The organism is Streptomyces sp. H27-D2 (assembly GCF_035828615.1).
Lineage (GTDB): Bacteria > Actinomycetota > Actinomycetes > Streptomycetales > Streptomycetaceae > Streptomyces.
This window is the reverse complement of the sequence record NZ_JAYMZR010000008.1, coordinates 1-15,300: the sequence shown is the minus strand read 5'-3', so window position 1 is coordinate 15,300 and position 15,300 is coordinate 1. Positions and strand designations below refer to the sequence as shown.

At 69.3% G+C, this 15,300-nt stretch carries 13 protein-coding genes and 2 tRNA genes; 13 read left to right on the top strand and 2 right to left on the bottom strand.

Features of this window, described 5'->3' with window-relative positions; genetic code table 11:
• The first annotated feature begins 10 nt into the window (after positions 1–10).
• The 9 genes from recF (at position 11) to QMK28_RS05235 (ending at position 9,994) form a co-directional block, all read left to right on the top strand.
• Entirely contained in the window at positions 11–1,174 is a 1,164-nt protein-coding gene (recF, locus tag QMK28_RS05275; RefSeq protein WP_326435802.1) for a DNA replication/repair protein RecF, read from the top strand.
• Entirely contained in the window at positions 1,171–1,713 is a 543-nt protein-coding gene (locus QMK28_RS05270) for a DUF721 domain-containing protein (RefSeq protein ID WP_326435801.1), read from the top strand. Before recF ends, QMK28_RS05270 begins: the two co-directional genes overlap by 4 nt.
• Positions 1,714–1,976: 263 nt before the next feature.
• Positions 1,977–4,040 (top strand): DNA topoisomerase (ATP-hydrolyzing) subunit B, encoded by a 2,064-nt coding sequence (gene gyrB, locus QMK28_RS05265; protein WP_326435800.1) that lies wholly within the window; start codon positions 1,977–1,979, stop codon positions 4,038–4,040.
• Between the two features lie 42 nt (positions 4,041–4,082).
• Complete coding sequence (gene gyrA / locus QMK28_RS05260; protein ID WP_326435799.1) at positions 4,083–6,734, top strand: DNA gyrase subunit A; 2,652 nt, start codon at positions 4,083–4,085, stop codon at positions 6,732–6,734.
• Positions 6,735–6,737: 3 nt separating this feature from the next.
• Positions 6,738–7,445: a DUF3566 domain-containing protein gene (locus tag QMK28_RS05255; RefSeq protein ID WP_326435798.1), complete on the top strand. Its 708-nt coding sequence runs from the start codon at positions 6,738–6,740 to the stop codon at positions 7,443–7,445.
• 48 nt (positions 7,446–7,493) lie between these two features.
• Positions 7,494–7,567: transfer RNA gene (locus tag QMK28_RS05250), tRNA-Ile, on the top strand.
• A 229-nt stretch (positions 7,568–7,796) separates the two neighbouring features.
• Positions 7,797–7,931 (top strand): DLW-39 family protein, encoded by a 135-nt coding sequence (locus QMK28_RS05245; protein WP_003958712.1) that lies wholly within the window; start codon positions 7,797–7,799, stop codon positions 7,929–7,931.
• A 168-nt stretch (positions 7,932–8,099) separates the two neighbouring features.
• The gene (locus QMK28_RS05240) at positions 8,100–8,408 is read left to right on the top strand and encodes a hypothetical protein (RefSeq protein WP_326435797.1); all 309 of its coding nucleotides are present in this window, start codon (positions 8,100–8,102) and stop codon (positions 8,406–8,408) included.
• A complete protein-coding gene (locus tag QMK28_RS05235) occupies positions 8,408–9,994 on the top strand; it encodes a hypothetical protein (protein WP_326435796.1) in 1,587 nt (528 codons plus the stop codon). Before QMK28_RS05240 ends, QMK28_RS05235 begins: the two co-directional genes overlap by 1 nt.
• Position 9,995: 1 nt before the next feature.
• Here the strand turns inward: QMK28_RS05235 and QMK28_RS05230 are convergent, their stop codons facing one another.
• Positions 9,996–11,549 carry a serine/threonine-protein kinase gene (locus tag QMK28_RS05230; protein ID WP_326435795.1) on the bottom strand — a complete coding sequence of 518 codons (1,554 nt, stop codon included), beginning with the start codon at positions 11,547–11,549 and terminating at the stop codon, positions 9,996–9,998.
• Between the two features lie 21 nt (positions 11,550–11,570).
• Positions 11,571–12,119 (bottom strand): helix-turn-helix domain-containing protein, encoded by a 549-nt coding sequence (locus QMK28_RS05225; RefSeq protein WP_326435794.1) that lies wholly within the window; start codon positions 12,117–12,119, stop codon positions 11,571–11,573.
• A 104-nt stretch (positions 12,120–12,223) separates the two neighbouring features.
• Between QMK28_RS05225 and QMK28_RS05220 the strand changes: the two genes are divergently transcribed.
• The 4 genes from QMK28_RS05220 to QMK28_RS05205 all read left to right on the top strand — a co-directional run bounded on the left by QMK28_RS05220 (position 12,224) and on the right by QMK28_RS05205 (position 15,235).
• Positions 12,224–12,296: transfer RNA gene (locus tag QMK28_RS05220), tRNA-Ala, on the top strand.
• 311 nt (positions 12,297–12,607) lie between these two features.
• Entirely contained in the window at positions 12,608–13,492 is an 885-nt protein-coding gene (locus tag QMK28_RS05215) for a DNA-processing protein DprA (RefSeq protein ID WP_326435793.1), read from the top strand.
• A gap of 184 nt (positions 13,493–13,676) precedes the next feature.
• The gene (locus QMK28_RS05210) at positions 13,677–14,255 is read left to right on the top strand and encodes a hypothetical protein (RefSeq protein ID WP_326435792.1); all 579 of its coding nucleotides are present in this window, start codon (positions 13,677–13,679) and stop codon (positions 14,253–14,255) included.
• A 374-nt stretch (positions 14,256–14,629) separates the two neighbouring features.
• Positions 14,630–15,235 carry an AbiV family abortive infection protein gene (locus tag QMK28_RS05205; RefSeq protein WP_326435791.1) on the top strand — a complete coding sequence of 202 codons (606 nt, stop codon included), beginning with the start codon at positions 14,630–14,632 and terminating at the stop codon, positions 15,233–15,235.
• Positions 15,236–15,300 lie beyond the last annotated feature (65 nt).

Sequence of the window (15,300 nt, the reverse complement as noted above, 5' to 3'; positions counted from 1 at the left end):
GCGCGCACCCATGCACGTATCGCATTTGTCGCTCGCCGACTTCCGCTCGTACGCCCGGGTCGAGGTTCCGCTCGACCCGGGCGTCACCGCCTTCGTCGGACCCAACGGCCAGGGCAAGACCAACCTCGTCGAGGCGGTCGGCTATCTCGCGAGCCTCGGCAGCCACCGCGTCTCGTCCGACGCGCCGCTGGTGCGGATGGGCGCGGACCGCGCCGTCATCAGGGCCAGCGTCGTGCAGGGCGAGCGGCAGCAGCTCATCGAGCTGGAGCTGAACCCCGGCAAGGCCAACCGGGCCCGGATCAACCGCTCTTCGCAGGTCCGCCCGCGCGATGTCCTCGGCATCGTCCGCACGGTCCTGTTCGCCCCGGAGGACCTGGCTCTGGTCAAGGGCGACCCCGGCGAGCGCCGCCGCTTCCTCGACGAACTGGTCACCGCGCGCTCCCCCCGGATGGCGGGCGTGCGCTCCGACTACGACCGCGTGCTCAAGCAGCGCAACACCCTGCTGAAGACGGCGGCGATGGCCCGCCGGCACGGGGGCGCCCGGCCCGGTGACGCCGCGGCGCTGTCGACTCTCGACGTCTGGGACCAGCATCTGGCCCGGGCCGGCGCGGAACTCCTCGTCCAGCGCCTCGACTTGATCACCACACTGCAACCGCTGACCGACAAGGCGTACGAGCAGTTGGCCCCCGGCGGCGGCCCGGTCGCGCTGGAATACCGCAGCTCGGTCGGCGAGGCGCTCGCCCCGGTCCAGGCGGGGCCGGCGCACAGCCGCGAGGAGCTGTTCGAACTGTTGCTCGCGGCGCTCGGCGCGGCCCGCAAGCAGGAGATCGAGCGCGGGGTGACGCTGGTCGGCCCGCACCGCGACGACCTGCACCTCAAGCTCGGACAACTGCCCGCCAAGGGCTACGCGAGTCACGGCGAGTCCTGGTCGTACGCCCTGGCGCTGCGGCTGGCCTCGTACGACCTGCTGCGCGCCGAGGGCAATGAGCCGGTGCTGGTCCTCGACGACGTGTTCGCCGAGCTGGACTCCCGGCGCAGGGAACGGCTGGCCGAGCTGGTCGCCCCCGGCGAGCAGGTGCTGGTGACGGCGGCGGTGGAGGACGACGTGCCGGGCGTGCTGGTCGGCGCGCGCTACACGGTGGCCGAGGGCGCCGTCGAGAGGGTGGACGCGTGAGCGGCGAGGCGGCGGAGCCCGGGGCCCCGAAGGAGCCGGAGCCCTCCGGGGTGGATCTGGCGCGAGTGGCGCTGCGCGCCGCCAAGGAGCAGGCGCGGGCCCGTGGCGCGGCGGCGCAGCAGAAGAAGCAGGTGCGGCGCGGAGGGGGCTTGCGCTCCGGCGCGCGCGCGGACGGGCGCGACCCCCTGCCGCTCGGCGCCGCCATCAACCGGTTGATCACCGAGCGGGGCTGGGAGGCTCCGGCGGCGGTCGGCGGCGTGATGGGCCGCTGGCCGCAGATGGTCGGCCCCGAGGTGGCCCTGCACTGCGAGCCGCAGAAGTACGACGAGGAAGCGCGCGTGCTGACCGTGCAGTGCGATTCGACGGCCTGGGCGACGCAGCTGCGGCTGCTCGCGCCGACGCTCGTCGCGCGGCTCAACGAGGACCTCGGGCACGGCACCGTCAAGCTGCTCAAGGTGCTCGCGCCGGGCGGTCCGGCGCGCCGGTACGGGCCGTTGCGCGCCCCCGGCAGCAAGGGTCCCGGGGACACATACGGGTGAGTTGTGCCGGTGGGACGGGTGAGACTCCGCTCACCGTAGTCACAGGTTGACAGCCCGAAGCGCTGAGTGCCGCTGTGAGGCTCCTGGAGCCCGGTCCCGCATATGGGGAGTCGGCGGATGCCGGTTCAGGGCGGCACGTGGGGACTCAGGTACCGGCAAACCCCCATTCATGTCAGTGCTACCGGTAGACTGGTAGCAATCCCGCCCACTTGCGGAACATGTCGAACGACGCAGCCGCTCCCACCCTTCCCCGGAGTCGGCCTGTGCTGTGCCAGAAAGGGCGCTTCGTGGCCGATTCCGGCAACCCCACCGAGACTTCCCCTGCCTCCGGCGAGGAGACCCCCATTCCGTCCCGTGCCGGTTCGAGTGGCCCCTCCCCCATCGAGGCGACGTACGACGCCAGCGCGATCACCGTGCTGGAGGGCCTGGACGCGGTCCGTAAGCGACCTGGTATGTACATCGGGTCCACCGGCGAGCGTGGTCTTCACCACCTCGTCTACGAGGTCGTGGACAACTCCGTCGACGAGGCGCTGGCCGGCCACGCGGACACCATCGGCGTCACGATCCTGGCCGACGGCGGCGTGCGCGTCATCGACAACGGCCGCGGCATCCCGGTCGGCATCGTCCCCTCCGAGGGCAAGCCGGCCGTCGAGGTAGTGCTGACCGTCCTGCACGCCGGCGGCAAGTTCGGCGGCGGCGGCTACGCCGTCTCCGGCGGTCTGCACGGCGTCGGCGTGTCGGTCGTCAACGCGCTGTCGGCCAAGGTGGCCGTGGAGGTCCGCAGGGACGGCTTCCGCTGGACGCAGGACTACAAGCTGGGCGTGCCGACGGCGCCGCTGGCGAAGAACGAGGCGGTGCCGGAGCACGGCACCACGGTCACCTTCTGGGCCGACCCGGACATCTTCGAGACGACCGAGTACTCCTTCGAGACGCTGTCGCGGCGCTTCCAGGAGATGGCGTTCCTCAACAAGGGCCTGACCCTCTCGCTGACGGACGAGCGTCCGGACCACGTCGACGAGAACGGCGTGCCGCTCACGGTGCGGTACGTCTACGAGGGCGGCATCGTCGACTTCGTGAAGTACCTCAACTCCCGCAAGGGCGAGCTGATCCACCCCACGGTCATCGACATCGAGGCCGAGGACAAGGAGCGGATGCTCTCCCTCGAAATCGCGATGCAGTGGAACAGCCAGTACACCGAGGGCGTCTACAGCTTCGCGAACACCATCCACACGCACGAGGGCGGCACGCACGAGGAGGGCTTCCGCGCGGCGATGACCGGACTGGTCAACCGCTACGCGCGCGAGAAGAAGTTCCTCCGCGAGAAGGACGACAACCTCGCCGGCGAGGACATCCGCGAGGGCCTGACCGCGATCATCTCGATCAAGCTCGGCGAGCCGCAGTTCGAGGGCCAGACGAAGACGAAGCTCGGCAACACCGAGGCGAAGACCTTTGTGCAGAAGCTCGTCTACGAGCACCTCACCGACTGGTTCGACCGCAACCCCACCGAGGCCGCGGACATCATCCGCAAGGCGATCCAGGCGGCCACCGCCCGGGTCGCGGCCCGTAAGGCGCGCGACCTGACCCGCCGCAAGGGCCTGCTGGAGTCGGCCTCGCTGCCGGGCAAGCTGAGCGACTGCCAGTCCAACGACCCCACGCAGTGCGAGATCTTCATCGTCGAGGGTGACTCGGCCGGCGGTTCCGCCAAGTCGGGTCGTAACCCGCAGTATCAGGCGATCCTCCCGATCCGAGGCAAGATCCTCAACGTCGAGAAGGCGCGGATCGACAAGATCCTGCAGAACACCGAGGTGCAGGCGCTGATCTCGGCCTTCGGCACCGGGGTGCACGAGGACTTCGACATCGAGAAGCTCCGCTATCACAAGATCATCCTGATGGCGGACGCCGACGTCGACGGTCAGCACATCAACACCCTGCTGCTCACCTTCCTCTTCCGCTTCATGCGCCCGCTGGTCGAGGCCGGACACGTCTACCTCTCCCGGCCGCCTCTCTACAAGATCAAGTGGGGCAAGGAGGACTTCCAGTACGCCTACTCCGACCGGGAGCGGGACGCGCTGATGGAGCTCGGGCGCCAGGCGGGCAAGCGGGTCCGCGACGACGCCATCCAGCGCTTCAAGGGCCTCGGCGAGATGAACGCCGAGGAACTGCGGATCACCACGATGGACATCGACCACCGCGTACTGGGCCAGGTCACCCTGGACGACGCGGCCCAGGCCGACGATCTGTTCTCGGTGCTGATGGGCGAGGACGTCGAGGCGCGGCGCTCGTTCATCCAGCGTAACGCCAAGGACGTTCGGTTCCTCGACATCTGAGTCGGCCTGCAGCGCCGCACCTCGAAAGGATTTTGACCAGCGATGGCCGACGAGACTCCCAATATTCCTGATACTCCCGCGACCTCCGGGGCAGTCACGCCCGAAGGCGCGCCCGTCACCGTCGAAGGCGTGGGCATGCGGGTCGAGCCGGTCGGGCTTGAGACGGAGATGCAGCGCTCGTACCTCGACTACGCGATGTCCGTCATCGTGTCGCGCGCGCTGCCCGACGTCCGGGACGGCCTCAAGCCGGTGCACCGCCGGGTGCTGTACGCGATGTACGACGGCGGCTACCGGCCCGAGAAGGGCTTCTACAAGTGCGCCCGCGTCGTCGGTGACGTCATGGGCACGTACCACCCGCACGGCGACTCCTCGATCTACGACGCCTTGGTCCGGCTCGCCCAGCACTGGTCGATGCGGATGCCGCTGGTCGACTCGAACGGCAACTTCGGCTCGCCCGGCAACGACCCGGCCGCCGCCATGCGGTACACCGAGTGCAAGATGATTCCGCTGTCCATGGAGATGGTCCGGGACATTGACGAGGACACCGTCAATTTCCAGGACAACTACGACGGCCGTAATCAGGAGCCGACGGTCCTGCCGGCCCGCTTCCCGAACCTGCTGATCAACGGTTCGGCCGGCATCGCGGTCGGCATGGCCACCAACATCCCGCCGCACAACCTGCGCGAGGTCGCGTCCGGCGCGCAGTGGTATCTGGAGCACCCGGAGGCCACCCACGAGGAGCTGCTGGACGCGCTCCTGGAGCGGATCAAGGGCCCGGACTTCCCCACCGGCGCGCTGGTCGTGGGCCGCAACGGGATCGAGGACGCGTACCGCACCGGGCGCGGCTCGATCACGATGCGCGCGATCGTCGCGGTCGAGGAGATCCAGAGCCGGCAGTGCCTGGTCGTCACCGAGCTGCCCTACCAGGTCAACCCGGACAACCTCGCGCAGAAGATCGCCGACCTGGTCAAGGACGGCAAGGTCGGCGGCATCGCCGACGTCCGCGACGAGACCTCCTCGCGCACCGGCCAGCGGCTGGTCGTCGTGCTCAAGCGCGACGCGGTCGCCAAGGTCGTGCTGAACAACCTCTACAAGCACACCGACCTGCAGACCAACTTCGGCGCGAACATGCTCGCGCTGGTCGACGGGGTGCCGCGGACGCTGGCGATCGACGCGTTCATCCGGCACTGGGTGACGCACCAGGTCGAGGTCATCGTCCGGCGCACCAGGTTCCGGCTGCGCAAGGCCGAGGAGCGGGCGCACATCCTGCGCGGCCTGCTCAAGGCGCTGGACGCGATCGACGAGGTCATCGCGCTGATCCGGCGCAGCAACACCGTCGACATCGCGCGCGAGGGCCTGATGGGGCTGCTGGCGATCGACGAGATCCAGGCGAACGCGATCCTGGAGATGCAGCTGCGCCGGCTGGCCGCTCTGGAGCACCAGAAGATCACGGCCGAGCACGACGAGCTGCAGGGCAAGATCGACGTGTACAACGCGATCCTGGCCTCTCCGGAGCGGCAGCGGCAGATCATCAGCGATGAGCTGGCCGCGATCGTCGAGAAGTTCGGCGACGACCGGCGCAGCAAGCTGGTGCCCTTCGAGGGCGACATGTCCGTCGAGGACCTGATCGCCGAGGAGGACATCGTCGTCACGATCTCCCGTGGCGGTTATGTGAAGCGCACCAAGACGGAGGACTACCGCTCGCAGAAGCGCGGCGGCAAGGGCGTTCGCGGCACGAAGCTGAAGCAGGACGACATCGTCGACCACTTCTTCGTGTCCACGACACACCACTGGCTGCTGTTCTTCACCAACAAGGGCCGGGTCTACCGGGCGAAGGCGTACGAGCTGCCGGACGCCGGCCGGGAGGCCCGCGGCCAGCACGTCGCGAACCTGCTGGCCTTCCAGCCGGACGAGAAGATCGCGCAGATCATGGCGATCCGCACGTACGAGGCGGCGCCGTATCTGGTGCTGGCCACCAAGTCCGGTCTGGTGAAGAAGACCTCGCTGAAGGACTACGACTCGCCTCGCCAGGGCGGCGTCATCGCGATCAATCTGCGGGAGACGGACGACGGCGCGGAGGACGAGCTGATCGGCGCCGAGCTGGTCTCGGCCGAGGACGACCTGCTGCTGGTCAGCCGGAAGGCGCAGTCGATCCGGTTCACCGCGACGGACGAGGCGTTGCGGCCGATGGGGCGTGCGACCTCGGGCGTGAAGGGCATGAGTTTCCGCGCGGGCGACGAACTGCTCTCGATGAATGTGGTCAGGGCCGGTACGTTCGTCTTCACCGCCACTGACGGCGGGTACGCGAAGCGGACGAATGTCGACGACTACCGGGTGCAGGGCCGTGGTGGTCTGGGCATCAAGGCCGCCAAGATCGTGGAGGACCGGGGCTCGCTGGTGGGCGCGTTGGTGGTCGAGGAGACCGACGAGATTCTCGCCATCACGCTCAGCGGCGGTGTGATTCGTACGCGGGTCAACGAAGTCAGGGAGACGGGCCGTGACACCATGGGCGTCCAACTGATCAACCTGGGCAAGCGCGATGCCGTGGTCGGCATCGCCAGGAACGCCGAGGCCGGTCGCGAAGCTGAGCAGGTCGAGGAATTGGCCGAGGCAGCCGAGGGGTCCGAGTCCGAGGCGGCCGTGCCCGAGGTGGCCGAGGGAACGCAGCCCTCGACCGGGAGCCAAGAGGAGTAAGTCGTGAGTGGAGCCACGGGCGCCGCGGCGGGCGGTAAGGGTGCCGACGGGGGTAAACCGTCCGGGGCCGCGACCGCGACGGAGGGTGCCCGTGGCTCGGTCGGTGACAGCGGCCCTCAACAGGGAGAGTCGCATCCCAGGGGGACGACTGTGACTGATACGCGTCAGCCTTATCCGCAACAGCCGCAACCGCAGCCGTACCACCCGCCGCAGGCGTATGCCACGCCGGCGGCCGGTGGGGCGGGCGGCGGGGCGGGTACGGGCCAGAGTGGTGCCCAGAGCGGCCAGGGAGCCCAGCAGACGGTGCGCAGGCCGCGTACGGGGGTCCGTACGGCGCCGCGCACCCGCAAGGCCCGGCTTCGGGTCGCCAAGGCGGATCCGTGGTCGGTGATGAAGGTCAGCTTCCTGCTGTCCATCGCGCTGGGGATCTGCACGATCGTGGCGGCCGCGGTGCTGTGGATGGTGATGGACGCGATGGGCGTCTTCAGCACCGTCGGCGGCACGATCAGTGAGGCGACCGGTTCCAGCGACAGCAATGGCTTCGACCTCCAGTCGTTCCTGTCGCTGCCTCGGGTGCTGATGTTCACCGCGGTGATCGCGGTGATCGACGTGGTGCTGGCGACAGCGCTCGCCACTCTCGGGGCCTTCATCTACAACCTGTCGGCCGGGTTCGTGGGCGGTGTCGAGCTCACCCTGGCCGAGGACGAGTAACCGATTTTGGGACTACGGCCGACGTGCGCTAATCTTTCGGTGCAGCGCGGGGCTATAGCTCAGACGGTTAGAGCGCTTCCCTGATAAGGAAGAGGCCACAGGTTCAAGTCCTGTTAGCCCCACCGGCGCAAAAGGCCCCCAGTCGATACGGCTGGGGGCCTTTGACATCCACAGGTGACATCAGTCGCCCACCGGCGCGATCGGCCCGGACGGAGGGAAATTCTCCGTCCGGGCCGATTCGTTTGTCCGGCGGGGGAGTTGGCGCCCCTCCAGGTCACCGATCGGTATCGGCTGGTGTGTATCATCGGGCGCCAGAAGGTCCCATACGTCAAGGAAAGACGAGGTCGCGCGGTGAAGAAGCTTCTCCTGGTCGCACTGGCTGCCATCGGCGGGCTCCTCGTGTACCGCCAGATCCAGGCGGATCGCGCCGAGCAGGATCTGTGGACGGAGGCGACCGACTCCGTGCCCGCAGGTTCGGGTGTGTGAGACGTATCAGTCTCGTACGAAGCCCTGATCGCATTTCGCGGTCGGGGCTTCGTCGCGTTCGCCCGCGTCCGGACGCGGGGCGTGTTCTCGTTGCGGGACCGTGACGCCCGGGCCCTTGAGTTTGCCGCAGCAAAGCAATAGCTTGCAGAAGCAAAGTTCTGGCTCGGTGTGAGGGGGAGACAGGACGCCGCGATCGGCGTGGTGCTCCGGATCGATGTCGTCGGCGACGAGCCGGCCGGCCCGCAGCACCGCGCCCCGGTGCTCGCGGCGGACGGCGAAGCCGCCGATGGCACGGACAAAGGGGCCGATGCGGGCAACGGTGCGGACAGTGACGGGTCGGGCGGTGCAGGATGGTCCGGCCCCGTGATCGCCGCTGTGGTGGGCGGTACGGGCGCGCTCCTCGCGGCGCCGGCCGGACTGTACGGCCGGGCGCGGCGGAGCAGGGCAATCGACGGTACGACGAGGGGCGGGAAGTAATGCGCAGCCGCAGCGGGCTGGGGACGGTACTGGCGGTGGCGGCCGCCTGCGCGGCGGTGCTGACGGCGCCGGCCCAGGCACTGGCCGCGCCCGGCGACGGTACGGGCGGCCTGCCGACGTACCGGACCGCCGAGGACGCCGAGAAGGTGAAGGGCACGACGAGCAGCGCCAACGGGCCGCAGCTCAAGACCGGCGTCTACACGGACAGCATCGGGGCCGGGCAGAAGCTGTACTACAGCGTCACGCTCGACTCGAAGTCGAGCGCCTTTCTGTCGGCGGTGGTCGCGCCCAAACCCGGTACCAAGGTCGCGTACGGCGACGGCATCACGGTCACCCTCCAGGACACCGGCGGGAACGACTGCAGCACGTCCAATCCCACGTTCAGCAGCGGTGAGCAGGCCCGGCCGATCGCCGACTACGCCACCCGGCGCATCGAGGAGGACGGGGACTGCCAGACGGCGGGCCCGTACTACTTCGTGGTCGAGCGCACGAGCGACCCGGCCTCGGACGCCGGCCGCTGGCCGATGGAGCTCAAGTACATGTCCGAGCCGGGGATCAAGAGCGGTTCGACCACCCCGCCCGCCGAGGGCAGTTGGAGCTCCGCCTCTCCCACGCCGCCGAGCGGCTCGGCGCGCAGGCGCGCGGGCGGCACCGGCTTCAACGACGCCCCGGCCCTCACGGACGGCGTCTGGAAGGACAGGCTGAAGCCGGGCGAGACCCGCTTCTACCGGATGCCGCTCGACTGGGGGCAGCAGCTCTCCGCCGCCGCTGAGCTGGCCAACGCGTCGATGACGCTGGACAGCGGATACGCGGCGACCGGCCTGGACGTGCAGCTCTACAACACCGCTCGCGGCGCGGTGAGCGCCAGGAGCGAGGGCTACGACGGCAAGCAGCAGACCGCCGACCTGGGGCCGACCGCCCCCGCCGGTTTCAACAACCGTTTCGACGCCTCGGACGACGAGGTCAGCGGCATGCGGTTCGCGGGCTGGTACTACCTGGCCGTCAGCCTCAACCCGGAGGTCGGCAAGTTCACCACCGGTGCTGTGGACCTCACGCTGCGGCTGACCGTCAAGGGTGAGCCGAAGGACGGGCCGCAGTACGTCGGCGACGAGACCAAGGCCGGGTTCGGCGTCAGCGACGCGGACAGAGAACAGGCCGAGAAGGGCCAGACCGCCGCGGCGGCCGAGGAGAGCGACTCGAAGAAGCTCGTCGCCTACGCGGGGATCGGCGTGGGCGTCGTGCTGCTGCTGGGGCTCGGCGGGTGGACGCTCGCGGCGCGCCGACGGGCTCCTGGCGCGGCCACGCCGGGGGAGCACCCGGGGGGCGGGAGCCCGCAGGGCGGCGGCCACGGGGGTGGGGACCCGCAGGGCGGGAGCCGGCAGGCTGCGAACCCGCCGGGCGGCCGCCAGCCGGACGGCCACCGCCAGGACGGCCACCGCCAGGACGGCCACCGCCAGGACGGCCACCGCCAGGACGGCCACCGCCAGGACGGCCACCGCCAGGACGGCCACCGCCAGGACGGCCACCAGCAGGGCGGGAATCAGCAGGGCGGGAATCAGCAGTACGGACCGCCGCCCGGCTGGTAGCTCACGCGCTGAGCAGCGCCCAGACCCCGACCGCGAGACACAGCAACGCGACGATCAGCACCGGGACCGCCACCTTCGGGGGCGGTCCCGGTCGTCGTCGCGCCGTGTTCGCGGGAGCGGCGGCCGGGGTGCCCGGGGTGCCCGGGGAAGTGGGCGCCGCGGTGGGGACTGGAACCTGCGGGCTCTGGGCGGTGTATGGACGCGTGTGCGGATACTCGTGCCGGACCCCGGCGGTCGGAGCCTGTGAGGGGCCGTACGGGGCGTCAGGGGAGGAAATGGCCGCCTGGCTGGGATGGCTGGGATGGCTGGGTACTTGACCCGAGTGGTCGGGGCCGCCCGACGGGGAGCCCGTGGCGGGCGTGGCACCGGAGGCCGGCGGGGTGGTCGGCTGCTGGAGCTGGGACGAGGGCCGGTGCGGCGGCTGCCCGCCGGAGTCGGGCCGGTCGTACCGCTGCTGCGCCGCCTGGAACTGCTCGACTCGCTGCTGCTCGGACTGCTGCCGGCCGGATTGCCGCTGGGCGGATTGGCCGGATTGGGCGGCCTGAGCCGGCTGCGGGTCCGGCGGCTGGAGGGGCGGGGCCAGTTGGAAGCTGCCGGTCTCCGAGGACACCTCTCGCGAGGGCTCCGCAGAGGTTCCCGCCGTCATCCCGGTCGCCTGGTCGGGTGCCGGGTCCGGGACGGGGCCGTCCGTGCCGAAGCCGGCGGGAAGCGGCCCGATGTGGTCGAAGACCTCGACCCGCTCCTCCTCGACCGTGCCTTCCGGCAGCATCTCGGCCGCCGCCGTGAGCGCCTTGCGGGCTCCTGTGGCGGTACGGAACCGGGCGTGCGGGTCGGGCTGCAGCAGGTTGGCGATCACCTGCCACAGCGGCTCAGGGACGTCCTCCGGGGCGCTCGGCACGCCGAAGTCGGCGAAGTGCTCGATGAGCGCCTGCGAGTCCGGCTTGCGGCCGCTCAGCAGATACAGCGCGACCAGGCCGACCGCGAAGAGGTCCGCGGGAAAGTCCGGCTCCGCGCCCATCAGCTGCTCGGGCGCGAAGTAACCGGGCGTTCCCACCACATAGTTGGTCTCGGTGAGCCGGGGTTCGCCCTTGCGCATCGAGATGCCGAAGTCGGACAGCCGCAGATGCGGCCGGCCGGTGCCGGTCGCCTCCAGCAGGATGTTGGCGGGCTTGATGTCGCGGTGCACCACTCCCTCGGCATGCACCGCGGCGAGCCCGGACAGCAACTGGTCCAGCAGGGTGCAGACGAACCGGGGCGGCAGCGGCCCGTAGTCCCCGATCAGGTGCGCGAGCGAGCCGCCGCTCACCAGATCCATGGTGAACAGCACCTTGTCGTCGTCCGCCGCCCAGCTCGCCGGGGCCAGCACATGCGGATGATCGATCCGCATCGCCTGCTCCCGTACGAACCGCAGCAGCGTGTGCGCGTCACTCTGCTGCAGGACCTTGGCCGCGACATAGCGCCGCCGCCGGTGATCCCAGGAACGCCAGACCGCCCCTACACCCCCACGCCCGATCGGGTCGATCAGTTCATACCGACCAGCGAAGACCTCACCCATTGCGCCGCGTCCGCCCCTAGATCAGCTTTGGTGCGCCTCGTAGTGGGCGACCGCATCCGCGGTCCGCCCCGCGCCGTACACACGGAGGAACTCTGCCAGTTCCGGGTGAGTCGGGGCGAGAGTCTCCGCCGCATCGATGATGTCTCCCGCCGCCGAGACCGATCGCAGCAACGACTGGATCTCGCGTACGACGCGCCGCACGGTGGTCGCGCCGGAGGTCGAGGTGGACTGCGCGGTGTTGTTGAGCACAGAGCCTCCGGCGGTCTTCTTGACCTCTTCCATCCGCTCGGTGGCCTCAGCGGCGCTGACGCTGCCGTCCGAGACCTGGCTGGCCAGCTCCTGGAGCGCCTGCACTCGCTGCACCACGGCCGGGTTGCCGATCTTCGCCCGCTGCCCGCTCATGAGCTGCGACAGCATCGGGGCGGACAGCCCGAGGACCGAGGCGAGCCGGGCCTGGTTGAGGCCGAGGTCGTCGATGAGACGGCGGAAGAGCGCCCCCAGTGACTCCCCGTACCAGCTGCGCTGGAGTTCCCGGGCTCTGGCGGTGGCTTCCTGCTGTGCTGCGTCCATGACGTCTCCCCTTCGGTTCGCTGCCGCGAATCACGCGAGGCATCCTACGGAGAGGGGTACCCGGTCGGGAATGGGCCCCGGGATTGGGTACCCTGGTCGGCGACGGGGCCTTAGCTCAGTTGGTAGAGCGCTGCCTTTGCAAGGCAGATGTCAGGAGTTCGAATCTCCTAGGCTCCACACAGAGACACCCTCTGACCTGCGGAAACGTGGTTTCAGGGGGTGTTTTTCGTGCCCCCAGTGGGCACCGCTGGTGCCCACTGGGGGTGGTGGAGGCCCGTGATTTCGGGAGTTTGCTTGATCGCACCGTCTCCCGTGGATCTCCTGGGCTCGACCGGGATGGTGGTGCGGGAAAACAGAGGGGCTGGTGGGCCGGGCCGGGCTCTGACCGGCGATGCCGGTCCTCATGCGGGTGCTCAGGCATTCGACCGGGCGGTGGTGGGCCTGTCTGTCCCTGCCCCGCCTGGGGGCGGTCTCTCTATACTTGTGGCATGGACCAGGAACTGGAGCGGGCTGCGCTCGTCGCGCTGTTGCGGCGCGGTGATCGCTCCTGGTCCGAACTCACGGACCAGGTCGAGTCCGTCGGAAGCGCACATGCCGTCCTTGAGGACGCGCTCGATGCCGATGGGCAGGGTGCGCTCTTCGACACTCAGCCGCCCGTCGATCTAGAGGCCATTGCCGCGGAAATCGCCGCGTGGGAGCGGGAGGGTATGCGGCTGGTCACCATCCTGGAAGAGAGCTACCCGCTCAATCTGCGGCTGGTCCACCAGCGCCCGCCCTTCCTTTTTCTGCGCGGTACACCGGTCGAGGACGACCTCCGGGTTGCCGTGGTCGGCACCCGTACCCCGACGCCGGAGGGCGTTGCGCATGCGCGGGCTATCGCAGGCGGGCTCGCCGAGCGTGGCGTGACAGTGGTCAGTGGGCTGGCAGCGGGGATCGACACCGCAGCGCACGGCACGGCCCTTGCTGTCGGTGGTCGCACTGTCGGTGTCATCGGTACCGGCCTGCGGCGCTCTTATCCTGCGCAGAATGCCCGGCTGCAGCAGGAGATCGCTGAACGCGGGCTGTTGCTCTCCCAGTTCTGGCCGGATGCATCGCCCTCGAAGACCTCCTTCCCTATGCGCAATGCGGTGATGAGTGGCTACAGCCTGGCCACCGTCGTGGTGGAGGCCGCTTACCGCAGCGGAGCCCGCATGCAGGCCCGCCTCGCCCTGGAACATGGTCGCCGGGTCTTCCTCATGCGCTCTCTCATGACACATGAGTGGGCACGGGAGTACGCGTTGCGGCCTAACACCACCGTCATCGACGGCCCTGACGACGTCTTTGCTGAACTCGACTCTCTCGTCCCCGCCACGGGCGAGCTCACCTGGGCCTAGCCGGCGGCCGCGGGTGGCATCTGTCGTCGGGTTGTCCGCCCGCTACGCCAACTTTCTCGTCCACCCCTTGCTGTCGGGGCCGGGTGTCTGCCAGATCTGCCACGGTCCTGTGAACCCCGGCTATCCCACCTGCTGGCCATGTCAGCAAGCCTCCACGATCCTTGGCACAGGTGTGGCCGACGCCGTGGCCCCGATCAGTCTGGCCCTCAAGGGCGAGCAGTACGCCAACGAACTGTGGCGTTACAAGAACGCCCAGGGCCCCGAGCGGCAGCATTTCCGAATGGGGCTGGCGGCGGTGCTCTGGCGCTTTCTCACCGCGCACGAAACCTGTATCAGCAGCAGCTGCGCGGTCCCTCGCTTCGGCACCGTCACCACGGTGCCCAGCACCAGCGGACGCACCGACCACCCGCTGCGCGCCATGGCGGCTAGCATGGTCGGCCCCACCCGCGACCGCTACCAGGATCTACTCACCCCGGCGCCGGATGCAGCCGCCCTTGGTCGCACTGTCTCACCCGCCCGGTACACCTCAGTCGGCCTGTGGGGCGACAACATCCTGCTCATCGACGACACCTGGACCACCGGCAACCACGCCCAGTCCGCATCCGCCGCGCTGAAGGCTGCAGGAGCCGGCAGTGTCGCTATCCTCGTCCTCGGCCGCCACCTCAACACCAGCTACGGTGACACCGCCGCCCACGTCGAACAGGCGCGACTACGCCACTTCTCCTGGGACACCTGCGCGCTGCGGAGCTGGACCCACGGCTGAGGACACCAGCCCCTAAGCGAACCTGACTGAGGCGTTAGGCCGGGTACTCATCCGGAAGTTGTATGCCGGGTCGGCTGTTGACCAAGTTCGACTCCAGGTGAACGCGGCAACCCGCCTCCCGGGCCTGAGAGTCGAGGCAGACGCCCCGGTCGAAGGGCGGGGCGAACGTTGGACTGTCGGCTGATGCTCAGCCGAGGGTGTCGAGCGCATCCAGGATGTCCGTCGGCTCGACGCGAGTGGTGTACGGCCTTGGACTGGAAAGTGCGCGAGTTCTCCCAGCGGTCGGGCCCCGTTCCCGAGTGGTAGCCCCCCGCCCGCGACCGCCGCTGGCAAAGGAGGTGCTGTGATCGGCCCCAACCTGCCAAAGTTGCCGGATGGCGAAGCTCCCCAACGACCCGGACCTGATGGCGCGCACCGTCATCGACATCGCGTCCGCGTCATTCACGAACGCGCGTGCCCTGCTCACCAGCGCCCGGGCCGTCCTCGACGGGCACCAGTGGCCGACGTCGTTTTCCATCGGCGCCCTGGCTCTCGAAGAAATCGGCAAAGGGGCTCTGTGCATGACGCTGCTCATCATGTCTCCCGCCGATCGCGAGGAGTTCCGCCCTGCCTTCGATAAGGCATTCACCAACCACCAGACGAAGGCGGAGTTCGCGCATCTGGTCCTGGCTATGGCCGCTGAGAAGGTACCGGCCAGCCTCGAACAGCTTGCGGAGGAGGCGATCGCGTCCGCCCGCCAGACCAACGCCGTGAAGTTCCGCGGCCTGTACGTCGACTACACCGACGCCGGCGCCCTGCTCAAGCCTGACGACAGCATTGACGAGGCCGCAGCCAGGCAGATGATCGCCGTCGTCACCGCCGCGCTGGCCGACGCAGAGTACGCCGAGGCCGCCGTTGCCGATCCGGACGCCTACCTAGCCTCGCGCTTTCATGAGCGTGCTCGTCCATGCCTTGATCAAATAAGCGGAGAGTGCCTCTGACCTGCAACGATGGGACTTGTCTAGGGTCCTGTTGGCTGCACAGAAAGAAGCACTCTCCAGGTGAG

Bases quoted from the DNA above. Each gene is read 5' to 3' on its own strand.
- gyrA (WP_326435799.1), top strand. From the start codon at position 4,083: ATGGCCGACGAGACTCCCAATATTCCTGATACTCCCGCGACCTCCGGG.
- QMK28_RS05225 (WP_326435794.1), bottom strand. From the start codon at position 12,119: ATGGACGCAGCACAGCAGGAAGCCACCGCCAGAGCCCGGGAACTCCAG.
- QMK28_RS05215 (WP_326435793.1), top strand. From the start codon at position 12,608: ATGGACCAGGAACTGGAGCGGGCTGCGCTCGTCGCGCTGTTGCGGCGC.
- QMK28_RS05230 (WP_326435795.1), bottom strand. From the start codon at position 11,549: ATGGGTGAGGTCTTCGCTGGTCGGTATGAACTGATCGACCCGATCGGG.
- QMK28_RS05205 (WP_326435791.1), top strand. From the start codon at position 14,630: ATGGCGAAGCTCCCCAACGACCCGGACCTGATGGCGCGCACCGTCATC.
- QMK28_RS05235 (WP_326435796.1), top strand. From the start codon at position 8,408: ATGCGCAGCCGCAGCGGGCTGGGGACGGTACTGGCGGTGGCGGCCGCC.
- recF (WP_326435802.1), top strand. From the start codon at position 11: ATGCACGTATCGCATTTGTCGCTCGCCGACTTCCGCTCGTACGCCCGG.